Annotated in this window: 17 protein-coding genes; 15 read left to right on the top strand and 2 right to left on the bottom strand. The window is 46.3% G+C overall.

Features of this window, described 5'->3' with window-relative positions:
- The first annotated feature begins 15 nt into the window (after nt 1-15).
- Nucleotides 16-1,668: a hypothetical protein gene (locus G588_RS21275; RefSeq protein ID WP_155830745.1), complete on the top strand. Its 1,653-nt coding sequence runs from the start codon at nt 16-18 to the stop codon at nt 1,666-1,668.
- 60 nt (nt 1,669-1,728) lie between these two features.
- Here G588_RS21275 and G588_RS21270 read toward each other — a convergent pair whose 3' ends face one another.
- Nucleotides 1,729-5,091, bottom strand: a complete 3,363-nt coding sequence (locus tag G588_RS21270; RefSeq protein ID WP_022777659.1) for a S8 family serine peptidase — start codon at nt 5,089-5,091, stop codon at nt 1,729-1,731.
- 125 nt (nt 5,092-5,216) lie between these two features.
- Nucleotides 5,217-5,576, bottom strand: coding sequence for a hypothetical protein (locus G588_RS0104995; protein ID WP_022777658.1), 360 nt, complete (start codon nt 5,574-5,576; stop codon nt 5,217-5,219).
- Nucleotides 5,577-6,001: 425 nt separating this feature from the next.
- Between G588_RS0104995 and hpf the strand changes: the two genes are divergently transcribed.
- The 14 genes from hpf (at nt 6,002) to G588_RS0104925 (ending at nt 18,436) form a co-directional block, all read left to right on the top strand.
- Nucleotides 6,002-6,532 (top strand): ribosome hibernation-promoting factor, HPF/YfiA family, encoded by a 531-nt coding sequence (hpf, locus tag G588_RS0104990; RefSeq protein WP_022777657.1) that lies wholly within the window; start codon nt 6,002-6,004, stop codon nt 6,530-6,532.
- A 192-nt stretch (nt 6,533-6,724) separates the two neighbouring features.
- The gene (locus G588_RS0104985) at nt 6,725-7,915 is read left to right on the top strand and encodes an acetyl-CoA C-acetyltransferase (RefSeq protein ID WP_022777656.1); all 1,191 of its coding nucleotides are present in this window, start codon (nt 6,725-6,727) and stop codon (nt 7,913-7,915) included.
- A 96-nt stretch (nt 7,916-8,011) separates the two neighbouring features.
- Nucleotides 8,012-8,806 carry an enoyl-CoA hydratase-related protein gene (locus tag G588_RS0104980; protein ID WP_022777655.1) on the top strand — a complete coding sequence of 265 codons (795 nt, stop codon included), beginning with the start codon at nt 8,012-8,014 and terminating at the stop codon, nt 8,804-8,806.
- An 83-nt stretch (nt 8,807-8,889) separates the two neighbouring features.
- Nucleotides 8,890-9,762: a 3-hydroxyacyl-CoA dehydrogenase family protein gene (locus G588_RS0104975; protein WP_022777654.1), complete on the top strand. Its 873-nt coding sequence runs from the start codon at nt 8,890-8,892 to the stop codon at nt 9,760-9,762.
- Between the two features lie 98 nt (nt 9,763-9,860).
- Nucleotides 9,861-11,021 carry an acyl-CoA dehydrogenase gene (locus tag G588_RS0104970; RefSeq protein ID WP_022777653.1) on the top strand — a complete coding sequence of 387 codons (1,161 nt, stop codon included), beginning with the start codon at nt 9,861-9,863 and terminating at the stop codon, nt 11,019-11,021.
- Between the two features lie 51 nt (nt 11,022-11,072).
- Nucleotides 11,073-11,864, top strand: a complete 792-nt coding sequence (locus tag G588_RS0104965) for an electron transfer flavoprotein subunit beta/FixA family protein (RefSeq protein WP_022777652.1) — start codon at nt 11,073-11,075, stop codon at nt 11,862-11,864.
- A gap of 188 nt (nt 11,865-12,052) precedes the next feature.
- Complete coding sequence (locus tag G588_RS0104960; RefSeq protein ID WP_022777651.1) at nt 12,053-13,102, top strand: electron transfer flavoprotein subunit alpha/FixB family protein; 1,050 nt, start codon at nt 12,053-12,055, stop codon at nt 13,100-13,102.
- A 609-nt stretch (nt 13,103-13,711) separates the two neighbouring features.
- Nucleotides 13,712-13,909 (top strand): hypothetical protein, encoded by a 198-nt coding sequence (locus G588_RS0104955; protein ID WP_022777649.1) that lies wholly within the window; start codon nt 13,712-13,714, stop codon nt 13,907-13,909.
- A 6-nt stretch (nt 13,910-13,915) separates the two neighbouring features.
- Nucleotides 13,916-14,170, top strand: a complete 255-nt coding sequence (locus G588_RS0104950) for a hypothetical protein (protein WP_022777648.1) — start codon at nt 13,916-13,918, stop codon at nt 14,168-14,170.
- 53 nt (nt 14,171-14,223) lie between these two features.
- Entirely contained in the window at nt 14,224-14,406 is a 183-nt protein-coding gene (locus G588_RS0104945) for an alpha-L-rhamnosidase C-terminal domain-containing protein (protein ID WP_022777647.1), read from the top strand.
- A gap of 43 nt (nt 14,407-14,449) precedes the next feature.
- Nucleotides 14,450-15,544 carry an S-methyl-5-thioribose-1-phosphate isomerase gene (gene mtnA / locus G588_RS0104940; RefSeq protein ID WP_022777646.1) on the top strand — a complete coding sequence of 365 codons (1,095 nt, stop codon included), beginning with the start codon at nt 14,450-14,452 and terminating at the stop codon, nt 15,542-15,544.
- Nucleotides 15,545-15,805: 261 nt separating this feature from the next.
- Nucleotides 15,806-16,825 carry an energy-coupling factor ABC transporter permease gene (locus G588_RS0104935; RefSeq protein WP_022777645.1) on the top strand — a complete coding sequence of 340 codons (1,020 nt, stop codon included), beginning with the start codon at nt 15,806-15,808 and terminating at the stop codon, nt 16,823-16,825.
- A 25-nt stretch (nt 16,826-16,850) separates the two neighbouring features.
- Entirely contained in the window at nt 16,851-17,648 is a 798-nt protein-coding gene (gene cbiQ / locus G588_RS0104930) for a cobalt ECF transporter T component CbiQ (protein WP_022777644.1), read from the top strand.
- 11 nt (nt 17,649-17,659) lie between these two features.
- The gene (locus G588_RS0104925; protein ID WP_022777643.1) at nt 17,660-18,436 is read left to right on the top strand and encodes an energy-coupling factor ABC transporter ATP-binding protein; all 777 of its coding nucleotides are present in this window, start codon (nt 17,660-17,662) and stop codon (nt 18,434-18,436) included.
- The last annotated feature ends 122 nt before the right edge of the window (nt 18,437-18,558 follow it).

Below are 18,558 nucleotides of genomic sequence, written 5' to 3'. Positions count from 1 at the left end.
CGCAGAAGGACCGGTATGGGGAGAAAAACTACAGCAAAAACCGATAGTACTATATTTGGCAGCATGATCCTTAATGAGGTCGTGCTGCTTGTTATAACCCTAATTTTGTTATTTGTAGTAAAGGTTAATTTCGTCAACGGCGATGAATATGCCATAGCTTATTCCATGGCAGGGGGCTTTGGCCGGGACATATCGCATCTTATCTATGCCACTATAGGGCCGCTGTTTGGATTTATCGAGACTGCGCTTTCGGTGGTGATTCCGGGGGGCAGGGTGTATGTATGCACGCTTGTGCTGTTGCTTTTCCTTGCTTCCAACAACTTTTTTTGGACGCTGAGATATTACGAAGCTGAGTGGTACAGCTATGTTGTAGGCTGGCTTGTGTATGCCTACATGCTCATCAATATCAATTACAGCCTTGTGACCATAATGCTGGCAGGGAGCGGGCTTCTTCTGGCCTATGCTCTTGGGAAGCATGGGGGAAAAGACAGAGCTGCGATAGCGATGATCGTCGTGTCCCTTGTTTTTGCAGGTTCGCTAAGGTATCCGCTGTGCGCATTTGCGCTTCTGTACGTCCTGGCATTTGCTTTTCCTTATACAGACAGGGCTGCACTTAAGCCGCTTATTATATCAGCCGTTTTTCTTATTCTGGTAATTGGAATCAATTATGGTATGAATATGGTGCTGTGCCGTTTTTCGGCTGAGGGTGCGGAATATATGACCTGGTATGGCTACAGCGTGGGATTTCGTGATTTCCCTGATGTGGACTACGACAGGTACAAGACGTTATTTGGCAGCGTCTGTTACAGCAGCAATGACGTGGATATGCTTAATCACTGGTGCTTCGACGATCTTGCTGTTTTTTCCTCAGAGAACATGTCCTATGTGCTGTCCAATATACCGATGAATCAGCATTATAACATGAGTATCAAGCGGATAATCAGGGATATGATAGGTACGCCTGCAGTGTGGATCGCGTTTTTATTATTGGCTGCGGCGGTGATCGCTTCGATACGTAAGGACAAGAAGGAGGACCTTGTTAATATTGTAAAAGCGGTATTTATCATGGCGCCTTTTGCAATTATTATGGTAGGCCTGTCTGTGAGACAGAGGATATATCCTCATGTTTTTATGCCCTTTATAGTTTTTATTATCATAGAGCTGATCCTTTTCGGGCAAAAGGGGAACAAGGCAAGGTATGTAGTTGCTGCTGCGGCGTTTGGACTGATTCTTTTCTGGAATATTACAGGGGTAGCGGAGCTAAGAAACGGTGCGGAGAGGTCGGAGGCTTACGGAGAGTATATTGCAGCCCATGCGGGGCAGACCTTTTTGATGGATAATTCTGTTGTGGATTGTATGACGGAGAGCGTTTCTCCTATAGTTTCCGAGTCGAGATATCAGCTGTATCCCAATCTTGTAACCATGTCGGATTTTGATACCGCATCTCCAAGGGATTTCGTCAAACTTGAAACTGCCGGTGTGGCGAATGTCAGAAGGCCATATTTGAGCCTGCTGGAGGAAAATGTGTATTACATCGGAAGAGAAGACGGGGCCCAGATAGAGTATCTTAAGACCTATTTTGCAGAGCATTTCGGGCAATATGTCGAAGCGGAAGTCGTCCATGACTTTGGACTTGATTCCAAGGTTAAGGTTTACAGATTCAAATAAATACCGGATAAAAATAAGCCTTCCACCATGTGCTTGGTGGGAGGCTTATTTGTTTGCCGCTTAGAAATATTTATATACCTTGATCGGAAGTGTTCCGCTGACACCGGAGCCGTCCATGGTCTTTACTTTGATCTTGCAGGAGCCCTTGGACTTCAAGTTGATGTACAGACCTGAATATGTTTTACCGTCTAGTTTAAGAGAGGTTACATAGCCATCTGCTACAGCCGGGTTGCTGTTCTCTACTGCAAGTTCATAATACTCAGCATCGAGCAGGAAGAAAACGCTGTCACCTTCATAACCGCCATAGGATTTGTAATAGTACATAATGCCACTGCTTTCGTACTTGACGAATTTGATATATGGGTTGCGGTTAACTATCTTCAAGATTCTTGTATCATAGGTCCCTGATTCGTCTGCTGCTGTGGCAGTTACCTTGACTGCATAATCTTCGTAGTTTGTACCTAATTTGGCAAGCTCTGATTTGTGGTAATCAAACAGTCCCTGCTCATCTGCGGTTACCTTACCTTTTTTATCTACTCTGAAGAGTGCATTGTTTTCTTCACAGTACTGCTTTGCTTTTGCGCTCAGGGGCTTTAAGGTTGAGCCTGAAAGACCATATATCTCGTAGGTCCAGTTAACCTTTTTGTTGGAAGGTGTTCCGTAGGTGGAGCCGATAACGGGGTTCAGGGTTATGCTGGCGCCTGTTGCAATGGAGCGATTTGACTGTCCGTTCTTGGCGACCAGGTGGATGCTGGCAACAGGGTTGATAACCTTGAAGGTTACGGAAGCTTTCTTCTTGGAACCGTCGTTTGCTGTAGCTGTTATTGTTACCTTGCCGCTCTTATGAGCTGTGAGGGTTACGGAGCCGCCTCTGTTCTTGGAAAGGGATGCAACGCTGTCATTGGAGGATTTCCAGATGAGGTCGCTGACCTTGGTTCCTGATGGTGTTACGGCTTCGGCCTTAAGTGTGACGCTATTTACAAGAGAGCCTTTGGCTGCTGAGGCAAGGGTAGTAGTTACAGGCGGTGCAATGGTGACCAGAGAGGCTTTTTCCTTGCTGCCTATTGTAACGGTCATTTCATCGTGAGCTCCGCTGGGGTCTGTTGATGCAGCGACTACTGTAAAGCTTCCCTTTGCGTTTTTGCCAAGGGTTACCTGTCCGCTTTTTTCATTGATGGAAATGTCGGTGTATTTCTTGTCAAGCTTGTAGGTTACTGTCTTGAAATTGGCATTCTTGGGATAAACTGCTGCTTTGTAAGTAACCTTGGAGCCTGCTGTTACATTGCTGGCAGGACCGGACAGCTGAACATCGGTAACACCCTGAGCTACGGTAATGGTCACGGAAGCTTTTTTGCCTGAGCCGTCTGTGGCTGCACAAGTAATTGTAGCTTTACCCTTGGAAGCTGCGGTAACTGTAACTGAAGAGCCGTTTGCTTTGATGGAAGCTACCTTGGGATTACTGGTGGACCAGTAAGGTGCGGGAGCTGTACCACTTGATGTAGACTGCTTGGCGCTAAAGGCGATGTTTGTAAGTGCTTTGCCAAGATATATTGTTGCGGAAGAAACTGAGTTATTTTTCCTTGTTATCTTGTAGCCTACATTTTCGCTGGAAGGGTTAAGCTGTACACCGGTAACAATGTTCTTGTAGTTTAAAGGAGCATGGGGCTTGGCTGAGGCAAGGAGCTTGGCTACATTTAAGATGCCCTTGTTGGAGGTGCTCTTAAGAGCCTTCTGCATAGCCTCAGGGGAAACATGGCCAACGTAGCTCATGTACAGTGCGCAGGCGCCTGCAACAACAGGAGTTGCCTGTGAAGTTCCGTCCATTACTTCATAGCCCTTCTGACTGCCTGTGCCGTAGCGGCTGGGGGTCAGACTTGTGGGATAAGAAGATACGATGTCTGTTCCGGGAGCTGCGATATCCTGCCAGGAACCATAGTCGGAGAAACTGGTTCTTTCTCCGGTTTCGTTAACAGCGCCTACGGCAATGACGTTATCGTATCCTGCGGGATAGACCTTGTGATTGGCGCGGTCATTACCCATAGCTGCGATTATTGTTACTCCGTTTATGACTGCAAGATTGATGGAGTCCTGCAGCGCCTGGTTGTAGGATGCACCGCCAAGACTTAAGTTGGCGATATCTGCAAGAGGAGTACCCAGGCTGTCATCATTTTTGATTGCAGCAACATATCTGATGCCTTCGAGAACTGCACTGCTGGAGATGGCTGAGCCGCTCTTATCTAGGACTTTAACAGCGAGGATATTTGCCTTGGGGGCAATACCTGAACCGCCGAGGCCGTTACCTGCAGCACCTGCGATGATTCCCGCAACATGGGTGCCGTGACCGTTGTCGTCTGTGGTGTCACCGGATCTTGTCTTGACTCTGCCGCTTAATTCAGGGTGATTACTCTGGACACCGCTGTCGATGACAGCAACCGTTACGTTATAGCTGCCGCCTGTGGTGATCTTCCAGGCTTCATAGGTGCCTATCATATCGTGATGCCACTGATAATAGTGATCAGCGGGATCAAGGAAAGGATCGTTGAAGCTAATTCCGTTTATTGTGTTCTTGTAAATATCACTCCAGGAACCGGTTGCTTCAAACTCAGCATTTTCTTCTGCATTATTCTCTTCTTCGCAAGGACTCTCATTATCAGGGGCAACTGCGTCTCTGTTAATAACTTCATCTGCATCTGAACCTGTAGGTCCAATGAGGTGATAGATGTAATTAGGCTCTACAGCAGGAAGATTGAGGCCGTCTTCAAAGGCAAGGCTGTAGGCGGTTGATACATCAACCGTGCTGCCTGAGAGGTTGATAACGGCAACTCCGTATTCGTAGCTCTCAAGTTCTCCGGAGTAGGCGGCTGCAATCTCTTTGGCGTGTTCCTCGGAGTCGGTTACGCATATTACCTCATCAGAGATGTAGTCTACGCCTTCCTCCAGGGTCTTGAACTCTTCATAAACGTCTTCTTTTCCGGACAGCTCCTGCTTGAACTTCTTCTCCTCGGAGGTAAGCTTGTAACCCTCAGGCATACCTGCGATTCCGGTAGGAAGTGCGCTAAGACTCTCTGATTCTGAGTTGACTGTCAGATCCTGTGTATCCTCTACCTCTTCGATGAGCTCGTATTCGCCTGTGATTTCGGCAGCCTCTTCATTGGATTCTGTATCGGATGGTTCAATAGATGTTTCGTCAGATGCGTCATCGGATACTTCTTCAGATACTTCATCAGATAGTTCTTTGGATGTTTCGTCGGAGACTTCAATCTCAACATCGTCGGTTTCCGACAGGTCGAGCTCACTGCTGTCATCTATGAAGATGAATTCCTCTTCATTATCTGAGGCTGCGCGGACAACGGGAGCCTGACCCATTACCAGCGAAGCCGCCAGAACAGCAGCGATCAGCTGTTTAAACTTTTTTTCATACATTTTCATTTCCCCTTTTTCTGCCTTAAATTAATGTTATTTAAGTTCGACTATTTTACCGTTTTTTAAAATAAAATTTCAAGATGTAAAAGCAACAAAACGTTAAAACAATCACAGGGGATTGTTTTTTAATATAGTTCGTTATATTCGTTTACAGACAGTTCGGGATAGCCTTTTTGCTTACCCATTTCAATAACGCTGCGGGGATCTTCGGTGGTATGGAAGGTGGCCACTCCATAGGCGTACTTGACAAACTCTATGCCATACATCTTTGCTATTTCTCTGGCCTCTTCTTCGGACTTGGCGATACACAGAAGCTCTTCGCCTTCCACGTAATTTGCGATGGGAGAGTGTGAAACGCTTATTGATTCGTTCTTTTGGTCCCTGGGACTACACCCAAAAAGAAGTGAAAAAGGAAAAATCATAATTGCTGCTCCTATAATGATCCCGGATATTTTAATGTTTACTGTATGCAGGCGATTGTTCATTTTGTAATCCTCCTTCTTTATTATATACAGATGAGAAGACGAATTTGTTGAAATAAAATATTCAATTTCTCTAAAATGCACAGAAAAAGAATTGTCAACATAAAATTATAACTTTTTTTTTATAAAAATTTTAAAAGTTATCCACAATCCCCAGAATAAAAAGGGCGATTTTTGGACTTATACACGAAGTTATCCACATTGTCCACAAAAACAATGTTTTACAAGTGGATTTTACACAATAGAAAGCACTAGATATTTTTTGTGCATAATTTACAAAAGACCATATTTTATAAAAAGATTATTTTTCAAAATGCTCCGAAAAATTGCATAGAGTCTTTCGAGGATGTTATAATAGCGTATATACAATATTCGCTGCGATAGGCTAATTGTTAGACTATTGTCGGCATAGTAAAGGGGATGATCGCATGAAATTTACTATCGTAGGAAAGAACATCGAGGTCACACCGGGACTGCATTCCGCAGTTGAGGAGAAGATCGGAAAGCTTGAAAAGTATTTCACGCCCGAGACAATTGTTAATGTAACACTTAACGTTGACAAAGACAGACATAAGATTGAGGTTACCATTCCCGTTAAAGGTAAGATCATTCGTGCAGAGCAGGTTAGCAACGACATGTATGTTTCCATTGATCTGGTGGAGGAGATCATTGAGAGACAGCTCAAGAAGTATAAGAGCAAACTCGTAGACAAGCAGCAGGCTGAGGCAAGCTACTTCAAGAAAGAGTATCTGGAGTCCGATTATATGGACGAAGAGGATATCCGCATCGAGCGTATGAAGAAGTTCGATCCCAAACCCATGTATCCTGAGGATGCCTGCGTACAGATGGAGCTTCTCGGACATAACTTCTTTGTATTCGTTAATGCCGAGACCGATCAGATCTGTGTTGTTTATAAGAGAAAGGGAAATACCTACGGACTTATCGAGCCGGAGTTCTAAATTCTGTTAAAAAAATATCAAATTATGGACTTTTTATAAAATAGCTCTCTTCGGAGAGCTATTTTTGTTGCATTTGGCCAATGTGAATGATATAATAAATTCGTTCTGATAAAAATTTATCAATGTGGAACAGCAAGTTACAATTTCATACAAATCAAGGACAAGAGTCCGAAAAAACGGAGGAAATGCTTTATGGCACAGAAGGTAGTTTTGGCAGGCGCTGTTAGAACGGCTATCGGCAAGATGGGCGGAGCTCTCAGCAACACTCCTGCAGCTGAACTTGGTTCAATCGTTATCAAGGAGGCACTTAATCGTGCAGGTGTTAAGCCTGAACAGGTAGACGAGGTACTCATGGGATGCGTTATCCAGGCAGGTCTTGGACAGAACGTAGCAAGACAGGCATCCATCAAGGCAGGCCTTCCGATCGAGACTCCTGCAGTTACACTTAATGTAGTTTGCGGATCCGGTCTTAACTGCGTAAACATGGCAGCAGATCTTATCAAGGCCGGTGAGGCTGATATCGTAGTAGCAGGCGGTATGGAGAACATGTCTATGGCTCCTTACGCACTTCCCAACGCACGTTTCGGTTATCGTATGAACAACGGTACAGTTGTAGATACCATGGTAAACGATGCTCTTACAGATGCATTCAATCACTATCACATGATGATCACAGCAGAGAATATCTGCGATAGATGGAACCTTACAAGAGAAGAGCTCGACGAGTTCTCGGCTAATTCTCAGCAGAAGTGCGAGAAGGCTATGGCAGAGGGCAGATTTGACGGCGAGATCGTTCCCGTTCCCGTTAAGGTTAAGAAGGAAATCGTTGAGTTCAAGGTTGATGAGGGCCCTCGTGCCGGCACAACTGTTGAAACTCTGTCTAAGCTTAAATGCTGCTCCGGCAAAGAGGGCGGCCTTGTAACAGCCGGCAACGCTTCAGGTATCAACGACGGCGCTGCAGCAGTAGTTGTTATGAGCGAAGAGAAGGCTAAAGAGCTTGGAATCAAGCCTATGGCTACATGGGTTGGCGGCGCACTTGCAGGTGTTGAGCCTGAGGTTATGGGTATCGGCCCTGTTGCAGCTACCAAGAAGGTTCTTAAGAAGACAGAGCTTTCACTTGATGATATCGATCTTATCGAGGCTAACGAGGCATTCGCAGCTCAGTCAGTTGCAGTTGCCAAGGATCTTGGCTTTGATATGAGCAAGGTTAATGTTAACGGTGGCGCTATCGCCCTCGGACATCCCGTAGGAGCTTCAGGATGCCGTATCCTTGTTACTCTTCTTCACGAGATGGCTAAGAGAGACGATGCCAAGAAGGGTCTTGCAACTCTTTGCATCGGCGGCGGAATGGGCTGCGCAACTATTGTGGAAAAGTATGAGTGATAAAGGGATTCAAACTGAAGCAGTCTGTCGTGCTTGCACGATACAGACTGCTTTAGCTTGAAGACCAGAATATTCTAATTCATAGGAGGAAAAAAAATGGGTTTTGTTAATTGCGAAGTAAAAGACAAGATTGCTGTCGTTACAATCAACCGCCCCGAGGCACTCAACGCCCTGAATTCTCAGGTTCTTGATGACCTCGCAGCTGCATTTGACAGCATCGACACCAATGCTGTAAGAGCGGTTGTTCTTACAGGCGCAGGCGAGAAGTCATTTGTTGCCGGCGCAGACATCGGAGAGATGAGCACACTTTCCAAGGCTGAGGGCGAGGCTTTCGGCAAGAAGGGAAATGACATCTTCCGTAAGATCGAGCAGTTCCCTGTTCCCGTAATCGCAGCCATCAACGGATTTGCACTTGGCGGCGGATGCGAGATCTCAATGAGCTGCGATATTCGTATCTGCTCAGAGAACGCTATGTTTGGTCAGCCTGAGGTAGGCCTTGGAATCACACCTGGCTTTGGAGGAACTCAGAGACTTGCACGTCTTATCGGTGCAGGAATGGCTAAGCAGCTTATTTACACAGCTAAGAACATCAAGGCTGACGAGGCTTACAGAATCGGTCTTGTTAATGCAGTATATCCTCAGGAGGAGCTTCTTGCAGCTGCTGAGAAGATGGCTAATCAGATTGCAGCTAACGCACCTATCGCAGTTCGTGCTTGCAAGAAGGCTATTAACGATGGACTTCAGGTTAACATCGACGATGCTCTCGTGATCGAGGAGAAGCTCTTTGGTTCATGCTTCGAGTCCTATGATCAGAGAGAAGGAATGGCTAACTTCCTTAGAAAGAAAGACGATCCGGCTAAGGTTAAGGTTGTAGATTTTAAAAATGCGTGATCAAGGGATTCAAAGTCGTGAAATGACTTGCTTGCAATAATCAGTTCACAATAAAAAATATTTTACATAGGAGGATTTTTATAATGAAGGTTGCTGTTATTGGCGCTGGTACAATGGGATCAGGAATTGCTCAGACATTTGCTCAGGCTGAGACTGTAGAGAAAGTATATCTTTGCGATATCAAGACTGAGTTTGCTGAGGGCGGCTTTGCCAAGATCAAGAAGGGTCTTGATAAGCAGGTTGCTAAGGGAAAGAAGACTCAGGAAGAGGCTGATAAGATCACAGCTAAGATTCAGACAGGTCTTAATGACATCTGTGCTGATGCTGATCTTGTAGTTGAGGCTGCTCTTGAGGTTATGGACATCAAGAAGAACCTTTTCAAGGAGCTTCAGGACAACATCGTTAAGAATCCTGATTGCATCTTCGCATCTAATACATCATCTCTTTCAATCACAGAGATCGGTTCAGGACTTGCTAAGCCCATCATCGGTATGCACTTCTTCAATCCCGCTCCTGTTATGAAGCTGGTTGAGGTTATCCAGGGTGCTAACACTCCTGATGAGTATGTTGACAAGATCAAGAAGATCTCCGAGGATCTCGGCAAGACTCCTGTACAGGTTAACGAGGCAGCTGGTTTCGTAGTAAACAGAATCCTTGTTCCTATGATCAACGAAGGTATCTTCGTATATTCAGAAGGCGTTTCAGATATCGCCGGCATCGACACAGCTATGAAGCTTGGATGCAACCATCCTATGGGACCCCTTGAGCTGGGCGATTACATCGGACTTGATATCGTTCTTGCTATCATGGACGTTCTTTATTCAGAGACAGGCGATTCCAAGTATCGTGCTTGCCCTCTTCTTAGAAAGATGGTTCGCGGTAAGAAGCTCGGCGTTAAGACCGGAATCGGTTTCTACAACTACGCTGACGGAAACAAGGTTCCAACAGATAAGTAATCGCCTAGTGTACTACTTAGTTCGGGCGAGTGCTTTATACGAGAACCGAACTTCCTTATGAAAAAAATAGAAAATAGATTAAATTGGAGGAAATAATAATGGATTTTCAGCTTGATCAGCAACATGAAATGGCTAGATCTCTTTTCAGAGAATTTGCAGAAAAAGAAGTTAAGCCAAATGCAATAGAAGTTGATGAGACAGAGGTTTTCCCTATGGAAACCGTTAAGAAGATGCAGAAATACGGTTTCATGGGTATTCCGATTCCCAAGGAGTATGGCGGACAGGGCTGTGACCCTCTCACATACATCATGTGCGTAGAGGAGCTTGCTAAGGTATGTGGTACAACAGCAGTTATCGTATCTGCTCACACATCACTTTGCTGCGATCCTATCATGACTTACGGTACAGAGGAGCAGAAGCAGAAATACCTCGTACCTCTTGCAAAGGGCGAGAAGCTCGGTGCATTCGGTCTTACTGAGCCCATGGCAGGAACAGATGCTCAGGGTGTTCAGACCAAGGCTGTTCTTACAGAAGATGGCAAGGAGTGGGTTCTTAACGGATCCAAGTGCTTCATCACAAACGGTGAAGTTGCTGATGTATACATCATCATTGCTTACACAGATATCGTAGAAGACAAGAAGGGCAGAAAGCAGAAGAAGTTCTCAGCATTTATCGTTGAGAAGGGAACACCCGGATTCACCTTTGGAACAAAGGAGAACAAGATGGGTATCCGTGGATCATCTACTTACGAGCTTATTTTCCAGGATTGCCATATTCCTGCAGAGAACCTTCTTGGTGCAAGAGGAAAGGGCTTCCCTATCGCAATGCACACTCTGGATGGCGGACGTATCGGTATCGCTGCTCAGGCTCTTGGTATTGCAGAGGGCGCTCTTGACAGAACAGTTGAGTATGTTAAGGAGAGAAAGCAGTTCGGCAGAGCTATCGGCGCATTCCAGAACACACAGTTCCAGCTTGCTAACATGGCTACACAGTGCGAAGCTGCAAGACTCCTTGTATATCAGGCTGCTGATGCAAAGAAGAATAAGGACGTTTACTCAGTAGAAGCTGCTAAGGCTAAGCTTTTCGCAGCAGAGGTAGCAATGGATGTAACCACCAAGGCTGTACAGCTTCACGGTGGATACGGCTACATCAGAGAGTACGAAGTAGAGAGAATGATGCGTGATGCTAAGATCACAGAGATCTACGAGGGTACATCTGAGGTTCAGAGAATGGTTATTTCAGGTGCGCTTCTTAAGTAATCACCTGAGAACTTCCTTATTAACACGAAAATAATAAAAGGAGAAAATACGATGAAAGTAGTAGTTTGCGTTAAGCAGGTCCCTGATACAAAGGGCGGCGTTAAATTCAAACCAGACGGAACACTTGATAGAGGCGCAATGCTTGCTATCATGAATCCTGATGATAAAGCTGGCCTTGAGGCAGCACTTAGATTAAAAGATCAGTACGGAGCAGAAGTTACAGTAGTAACTATGGGTCTTCCCAAGGCTGAGGCAGTTCTTCGTGAGGCTATGGCTATGGGTGCTGACAAGGCAGTTCTTGTTACTGACAGAGTACTTGGCGGAGCTGATACATGGGCAACATCATCAACAATCGCCGGCGCACTCAGAAACCTTGAGTATGATCTCGTAATCACAGGCCGTCAGGCTATCGATGGAGATACAGCTCAGGTTGGTCCTCAGATCTCTGAGCACCTCGGACTTCCTGTAATCTCTTACGCAGAAGAGATCAAGGTTGACGAGAAGGCTAAGAAGGTTGTTGTTAAGCGTCAGTTCGAGGATCGTTACCACATGGTAGAGGCTAATATGCCTTGCCTTATCACAGCTCTTGCAGAGCTTGGCGAGCCCAGATACATGACTCCCGGCGGAATCTTTGATGCTTTCGAGAAGGAAGTTACAGTTTGGGGAAGAGCAGATCTTAAGGATGTTGACGATTCTAACCTTGGACTTAAGGGTTCACCTACACAGATTGCTAAGGCTTCTGACAAAGTTAAGAAGGGCCAGGGCGAGAAGGTTACTCCTGATTCAGCAGAAGAAGCAGTTGAGTATCTTGTAGGAAAGCTTACTGAAAAGCACGTAATCTGAGTGATATAGGGAATGAGTAAACACGGTGTAGTGCTTGCACTGTGCAACGTGTTTATGAAATGACCGAACAGACATGAGGAAGTAGCACTGTGGTGCGGATTCCGAATGTATGTAGGATTGCGAGAACGAAGTGAAGCAATCCGTATATCACGTAGCAAATTAAATTCAAAGTATAAAGGAGAAGAGTCATGTCTTTAGAAGAATATAAAGGTGTATTTATATTTGCTCAGCAGGTAGACAATGAGCTTTCAGGCATCGCATTGGAGCTTCTGGGCAAAGCAAAAGATCTTGCAAATGATCTTGATGAGAAAAAAGTTACAGCAGTTCTGCTGGGTGAGAAGGTTGGAAACCTTGTAGATACACTTGCTGAGTACGGTGCTGACAGAGTAATCGTAGTTGACGATCCTGCTCTTAAGGATTACAGAACTGAGCCTTACACACACGCTCTTTCATCTGTGATCAAGGAGTTCAAGCCTGAGATCCTTCTTGTTGGTGCAACAGCCATCGGTCGTGATCTTGGTCCTCGTGTATCATCCAGAGTACATACAGGACTTACAGCTGACTGTACACAGCTTGATATCGGTGATTTCCCTCTTAACGCAGTTGAGGGACAGGAGCAGAAGCACAAACAGCTCCTTATGACACGTCCTGCATTCGGTGGTAACACAATCGCTACTATCGCTTGCCCTGACTTCCGTCCTCAGATGGCTACAGTACGTCCCGGCGTTATGCAGAAGATCACTCCTGTAAAGGGCGCTAAGGCTGAGGTAGTAGAGTTCAATCCGGGATTTGAAGAGAATAGCTGCTACACAAAGATCCTTGAGATCGTTAAGGCAGTTTCAGAGGTTGAGGATATCCAGGAAGCTAAGATCCTTGTATCAGGCGGACGTGGTGTTGGATCACCTGAGAACTTCAAGATCCTTGAGGACCTTGCTAAGGTTCTTCACGGAACAGTATCCTGCTCACGTGCAGTTGTAGATTCAGGCTGGAAGCCTAAGGATCTCCAGGTAGGTCAGACAGGTAAGACTGTTCGTCCTAAGGTTTACTTCGCAATCGGTATCAGCGGAGCTATCCAGCACGTTGCAGGTATGGAAGAGTCAGATCTCATCATCGCTATCAACAAGGATGAGAATGCTCCTATCTTCGATGTAGCGGATTACGGTGTAGTAGGCGACCTTAACAAGATTGTTCCTGCACTTACAAAGAAGATTGAAGAAGCACTTGCAGCTAAGGGCTGATTTGAGACATACTAGATAATACGCGGCTCAGACCATTTTGGTCTGGGCCGTTTTTATGTTGTGACGAAATGTAAAAATACCTGTTAAGGCCGAGGGCGTGTTGGCCTCCCGGAAGACCGCCGACTACCACCACTTCGTATTTTTACATTTCATCCACAGATAAACCGGTCCGGACTCAAAATGGTTCCTGAGCCGCTCACTTCCCTGGTTTCCCCTCAAATTCCCCATGTAACAAGTGCACAGATTTTCCTGTTTTTGTTATCTTCCCCCAAGCTCCAATTCCGTCAAGGAACCGTGGAATAACCGCAGCGCCACAACTTGACGTGAGGCCAGTATATGAAAAGCTGCGCGAGGATTTATGCCGCGAAAGTCCTTGACGGAACTGGAGCGGCACACACCCTTGTCTATCGGGATGGCACCTCTAGTGCCATCCCTAGACTAACAATGGGGAACTTCGCTTGCCACAGCGTATGCGGGGTGACGAAAAACAAGGATTTGTCTCTCGTTCTAGAAACACAATTAATCTAGCTCATTCCCGCCATATCATGTTATGATAGTTGCGCTGAAACTATGAATTACAAGCCAATAAAGAACGGAGTAAATATATAAATGGACAAGAAACAGAAATTATTAGACTTAATAGATAAAGCCGGCAAAGGCAGCATCGAGGCCGCCGAGGAGATCGCTGTAGGTTACTTCAAGGGTGACTTCGGTGAGAAGAACTTCGCCAAGGCCAGGAAATGGGCTTCCTATGCCGCAAAGCACGGCAGCGAAAGAGCAGCAGAAATACTGAAGGAAATGGAATAATTTGCCGTGAAAAATGGGGATGCAAGAGGTGAGTACGGAAGGATATTATTATGTGAACTTAATGACGGAGCCGACAGTGCATCTTTTTCTGTAAAGGAAATGATAGGCGGTGAAATGGGAGAAGCTCTCACTGAGCCTGTGGAGGTTCCTCATAACGAAGACAATTTCTATCAGGTGGAGCTGCTTTCCATGCCTCTCATGGAGAAAAGCAACGAGCCCATAAGGGAGATCGAGACCCTTACAGCCATGTTCTTGGCATAAAGCCTGACGAAAATGCTCCGGGATATGAGCATTTTTATGTAAAACCCGTTATAATGGAAGGGCTGGACAGTGCTTCGGGAAGTATTGAGACAAAATTCGGAACTATCAGCGTTTCTTATGATAAAAACAGCGGAACCATGAAGGTAGCGGTTCCCAAAGGTACCACCTGTACACTGACACTCCCATCAGGGGAAGAGAGGGAGCTTGAGAGCGGAGAGCAGGAATTTAAGTTCTGAAAACAAGAGGGGTAAAAAGGGGAAATACGACAGGAGAATCGATATGAAAAGTATTTTAGATTATGAGACAGTTGCACTTATTGATGAAGATGATGCCATTGAGATCATCGACCAGACTTTGCTTCCCGGAACAACGAAGATCATAAGACTTCACACGGGGCAGGAGATATGGGATGCCATTTACCTTCTGCAGGTGAGAGGAGCGCCGGCTATTGGCGTATCCGCAGGCTTTGGCTTGTATCTTCTTATGAAGCACAGCAAGGCAGCATCCTATGAGGAGTTCTGCGCAGAACTCAAGGAAAAAAGTGATTTTCTCAATTCTTCACGTCCCACAGCAGTTAACCTGTCCTGGGCTTTGAAGCGCATGGAAAAGCACGCCGCTGACTTTTATGAGACAGAATTAAAGGCAGCAGGTTCTTTTGAAGAAGTACGAGAAAAGCTCATCGCCGAGATGAGAGCTGAGTGCGAGCGTATCAAGGCTGAGGATATTGAAGTCTGCAGGAAGATTGGAGAGTACGGCGTAACACTTGTAAAGGACGGCGACGGACTTCTTACCCACTGTAACGCCGGACAGCTCTGTGCCTGCAAGTACGGAACCGCCACAGCTCCCATGTATCTTGCCCATGAAAAGGGCATGAACATCAAGGTGTACTGCGATGAGACAAGACCTCTTTTGCAGGGAGCAAGACTCACCGCCTATGAGCTCCACTCTGCAGGTATCGACACCACCCTGCTTTGTGACAACATGTCCGCATCCCTTATGAGAACCGGCGCCATCAACGCCATCTTCGTGGGCTGTGACCGTGTTGCCGCCAACGGAGATGCCGCCAACAAGATCGGAACCAGCATGGTAGCCCTGGCCGCCAAACGCTACAACGTTCCTTTCTACGTTTGCGCCCCCACCTCCACCATTGACATCAACACCCCCACCGGCGCCGACATCAAAATCGAGCAGCGAAAACCCGAGGAAGTCACCGAAATGTGGTACAAAGAGCGCATGGCTCCTGAGGGCATAGGAGTCTACAACCCCGCCTTCGATGTTACAGATAACGAGCTGATTACCGGCATCGTAACAGAATATGGCATCCTAAGAGCTCCCTATGATGTTGCAATTAAAGAGCTCTTTAACAAAGAATAAGGAAACATATTTCGCTTTGCACCATGAGTGACGTTGTACATCCTGAAAATCGATCCTCCCATTGCGGACTTCCGGGAAACTATAACCCCCCAGGGGGCTTGTACACAGCATTTTCTCTGTCATATACTTTAGGTGTTGCCAAAGGTGTACAGGCGCAGTTCCCTGTGGTCCGACAGGTACTGTCTTGTACGCCCCTTTTTTTAAGTAATCACCTGGCGAGGTGTACTATATAACAATTCATAAGAAAGTGGGGACAATCACATGCATATGGCAGACGCCCTTGTGGCACCGGCAGTGGCCGGAACAATGTACGTTTTATCTACGGGAGCAGCAACCGTTTCCGTCAAAAAAGTCAGGGAGGAGAACGATCCCAAGAAGATCCCTGTAATGGGTGTTATGGGTGCCTTTGTTTTCGCAACTCAGATGCTCAACTTCACCATTCCCGGAACAGGCTCATCGGGACATCTGTGTGGAGGCATGATGCTTTCAGCAATGCTGGGCCCTTATGCCGGCTTCCTTACAATGATAGGAGTGTTGCTGGTTCAGTGTCTTCTTTTCGCAGACGGAGGACTGTTGGCCCTGGGCTGTAATATATGGAATATGGCCTTTTACGGGTGCTTTATAGGAGCCCTACTAATATGGCGTCCCATGATGAAGAAGGGCGCCAGCAGAGTTAAGATAATCGCCGCATCAATAATCGGATGTGTGCTGACACTTCAGATGGGTGCCTTCTCCGTTACTCTTGAGACACTTATCTCCGGAATCACAGAGCTTCCATTCTCTGTATTCGTAGCAACAATGCAGCCCATTCATCTTGCGATCGGCTTCGTTGAAGGACTTATCACAGCAGCTGTCCTTGTCTTCGTATACGAGGCAAGACCTGAGCTTCTCTGGGGCATCGGCGAGTCTGAGACAGTAGCCAGAAAGGAAGCCAAGCTTTCTCTTAAGAACACAATCGTAGTTATTGCAGTACTTGCAGCTCTTGCAGGTGGTATTGTATCATTATTTGCATCAGCATTCCCTGACGGACTTGAGTGGTCCATGGAGCAGGTAGCAGGAACAGCAGAGCTTGAGGCTGAAGGCGGCGCCTATGCAGTTGCCGAGGGTATCCAGGAAGCAACATCACTTCTTCCGGACTACGCCTTCAAGAACAGCGAATCTGCCATCGGAACCAGCTTTTCCGGAATCGTGGGAGCGCTGGTTGTAGTAGCAATCCTGGTTGGCGCCTGCTATGCCTTCAGATTCTTCAAGAGCAAGAAATCCGGAGTGACTGCAGCTTAAATATCCGCCCGGCTAATGGTAATATATGTCCAAGATAGAAAAAAACATTCGCGAACTGAATAAACTTCAGAACCTGCAGCAGCGATCCCACTGGATGAATGACCTTCATCCTCTGGGAAAGCTGCTTCTTAGCGTTATTTACATCTTTATCACAGTATCCTTCGGAAAATATTCCCTTGCGCCCCTTATCATCATGGCGATATATCCTATCTTTGGCTTCATAATAGGTGAGCTCTCCATCAAAGAGGGCCTGTACCGAATGCGGCTTATCCTGCCCCTGGTGGTATTTGTGGGCATCTTTAATCCATTTTTTGACAGACAGGTAATGTTCTATATCGGCGGCAGTGGCGGACAGACAGGAATCCCTGTGACAGAAGGCATCATCTCCATGGTGACGCTGATGCTCAAGGGCTTCTATTCCGTCCTTAGTGCCTATATCCTTATCGCCACCACCTCCATCGACGACATCTGCTACGCGCTTCGCATCCTTCACGTGCCTAAGCAGATAGTCATAGTGATAATGCTGATCTACAGGTACTTTGGCGTCATGGCAGCAGAGGCAGATCGAATAACCACAGCTTACAAGCTGCGAGCTCCCAAGCAGAACGGCATCCATTACAAGGCCTGGGGGACTCTTGTGGGCCAGTGGCTACTTCGCAGCATGGACAGGGCGGAGGACGTCTACGAGAGCATGCTCCTTAGAGGCTTTAAGGGCGATTTTATCATGAAAAAACAAAAGACCCGCCCAATAGACATCATCTATCCCCTTATCTGGACCATCGCATTCATTGTCATCAGACACGTTCTTATCAGGTTTTTATGAGGTAAAAGACTATGCATACCGGAGTTAACGGAGAAGTACTGAAAATAGAGAATCTTTCTTTTTCCTATGAGAAAAAAGATCAGGTCCTTAAGGACATCAATCTGACAGCCTATAGCGGTGAGAGTATCGGCGTTATCGGTGCCAACGGAATCGGAAAGACCACGCTGATGAAGCTCCTTGTGGGACTAAACACCGATTTCGAGGGAGTTCTTGAGGTGGCGGGGCATCCCATGAATCAGAAGAACATCGCCCATATCAGAGAGCATATCGGCTACGTGTTCCAGGACTCTGACAGCCAGCTCTTTTTGTCCACCATTGAGGACGATGTGGCTTTCGGTCCCCGTAACTACGGTCTGTCTGAAGAAGAGGTGGAGAAAAGAGTTGAGGAAGCTCTGGCCAAGGTCCATATCACCGAGCTTCGTCACAAGCAGACCTACAAGCTCTCCGGCGGAGAAAAGAAGCTGGCCTCCATCGCCACAATTCTTTCCATGAAGCCCGATATCATAATCATGGACGAGCCCTCTATTGCCCTGGATCCCAGGAACAGGAGGAACCTCATAGGGATTCTCAATGAGATTGATTCCCTTAAGATCATAACTTCCCACGATCTGGATTTTATCCTGGATACCTGTGAGCGCTGCGTTCTTTTGGACGAGGGTCGTATCATAGCCGATGGCAGGAGTGAGAAGATACTCATGGACAAGGAACTTCTTGAGGCCCATGGATTGGAACTTCCCTTGAGCGCAGGCTGTCGTTATAAACAAAATATCGATAATGTACAAGGATAATCCCAGTATCAAAGCGAACTTTTTTCAAGTGTAAAAATTATCTTAAATTCGTTGAGTGGTGCAGTTTTGTGTTAAAATAAATATGTACAACTACCTATAAATAATTGTTTTGTTGGAGGGAA

Origin of the sequence: Butyrivibrio sp. AE3009 (genome assembly GCF_000420845.1) — a bacterium.
Taxonomy (GTDB): Bacteria; Bacillota; Clostridia; order Lachnospirales; family Lachnospiraceae; genus Butyrivibrio.
Note: the sequence above shows the minus strand (reverse complement) of the source record. Positions and strands in the feature narration are given on the sequence as shown.

Bases quoted from the DNA above. Each gene is read 5' to 3' on its own strand.
- G588_RS21275 (WP_155830745.1), top strand. From the start codon at position 16: ATGGGGAGAAAAACTACAGCAAAAACCGATAGTACTATATTTGGCAGC.
- G588_RS0104945 (WP_022777647.1), top strand. From the start codon at position 14,224: ATGGAAGGGCTGGACAGTGCTTCGGGAAGTATTGAGACAAAATTCGGA.
- cbiQ (WP_022777644.1), top strand. From the start codon at position 16,851: ATGTCCAAGATAGAAAAAAACATTCGCGAACTGAATAAACTTCAGAAC.
- G588_RS0104995 (WP_022777658.1), bottom strand. From the start codon at position 5,576: ATGAACAATCGCCTGCATACAGTAAACATTAAAATATCCGGGATCATT.
- G588_RS0104980 (WP_022777655.1), top strand. From the start codon at position 8,012: ATGGGTTTTGTTAATTGCGAAGTAAAAGACAAGATTGCTGTCGTTACA.
- G588_RS0104935 (WP_022777645.1), top strand. From the start codon at position 15,806: ATGCATATGGCAGACGCCCTTGTGGCACCGGCAGTGGCCGGAACAATG.
- hpf (WP_022777657.1), top strand. From the start codon at position 6,002: ATGAAATTTACTATCGTAGGAAAGAACATCGAGGTCACACCGGGACTG.
- G588_RS0104925 (WP_022777643.1), top strand. From the start codon at position 17,660: ATGCATACCGGAGTTAACGGAGAAGTACTGAAAATAGAGAATCTTTCT.
- G588_RS0104985 (WP_022777656.1), top strand. From the start codon at position 6,725: ATGGCACAGAAGGTAGTTTTGGCAGGCGCTGTTAGAACGGCTATCGGC.
- G588_RS0104960 (WP_022777651.1), top strand. From the start codon at position 12,053: ATGTCTTTAGAAGAATATAAAGGTGTATTTATATTTGCTCAGCAGGTA.
- G588_RS21270 (WP_022777659.1), bottom strand. From the start codon at position 5,091: ATGTATGAAAAAAAGTTTAAACAGCTGATCGCTGCTGTTCTGGCGGCT.
- G588_RS0104975 (WP_022777654.1), top strand. From the start codon at position 8,890: ATGAAGGTTGCTGTTATTGGCGCTGGTACAATGGGATCAGGAATTGCT.
- G588_RS0104965 (WP_022777652.1), top strand. From the start codon at position 11,073: ATGAAAGTAGTAGTTTGCGTTAAGCAGGTCCCTGATACAAAGGGCGGC.
- mtnA (WP_022777646.1), top strand. From the start codon at position 14,450: ATGAAAAGTATTTTAGATTATGAGACAGTTGCACTTATTGATGAAGAT.
- G588_RS0104955 (WP_022777649.1), top strand. From the start codon at position 13,712: ATGGACAAGAAACAGAAATTATTAGACTTAATAGATAAAGCCGGCAAA.
- G588_RS0104970 (WP_022777653.1), top strand. From the start codon at position 9,861: ATGGATTTTCAGCTTGATCAGCAACATGAAATGGCTAGATCTCTTTTC.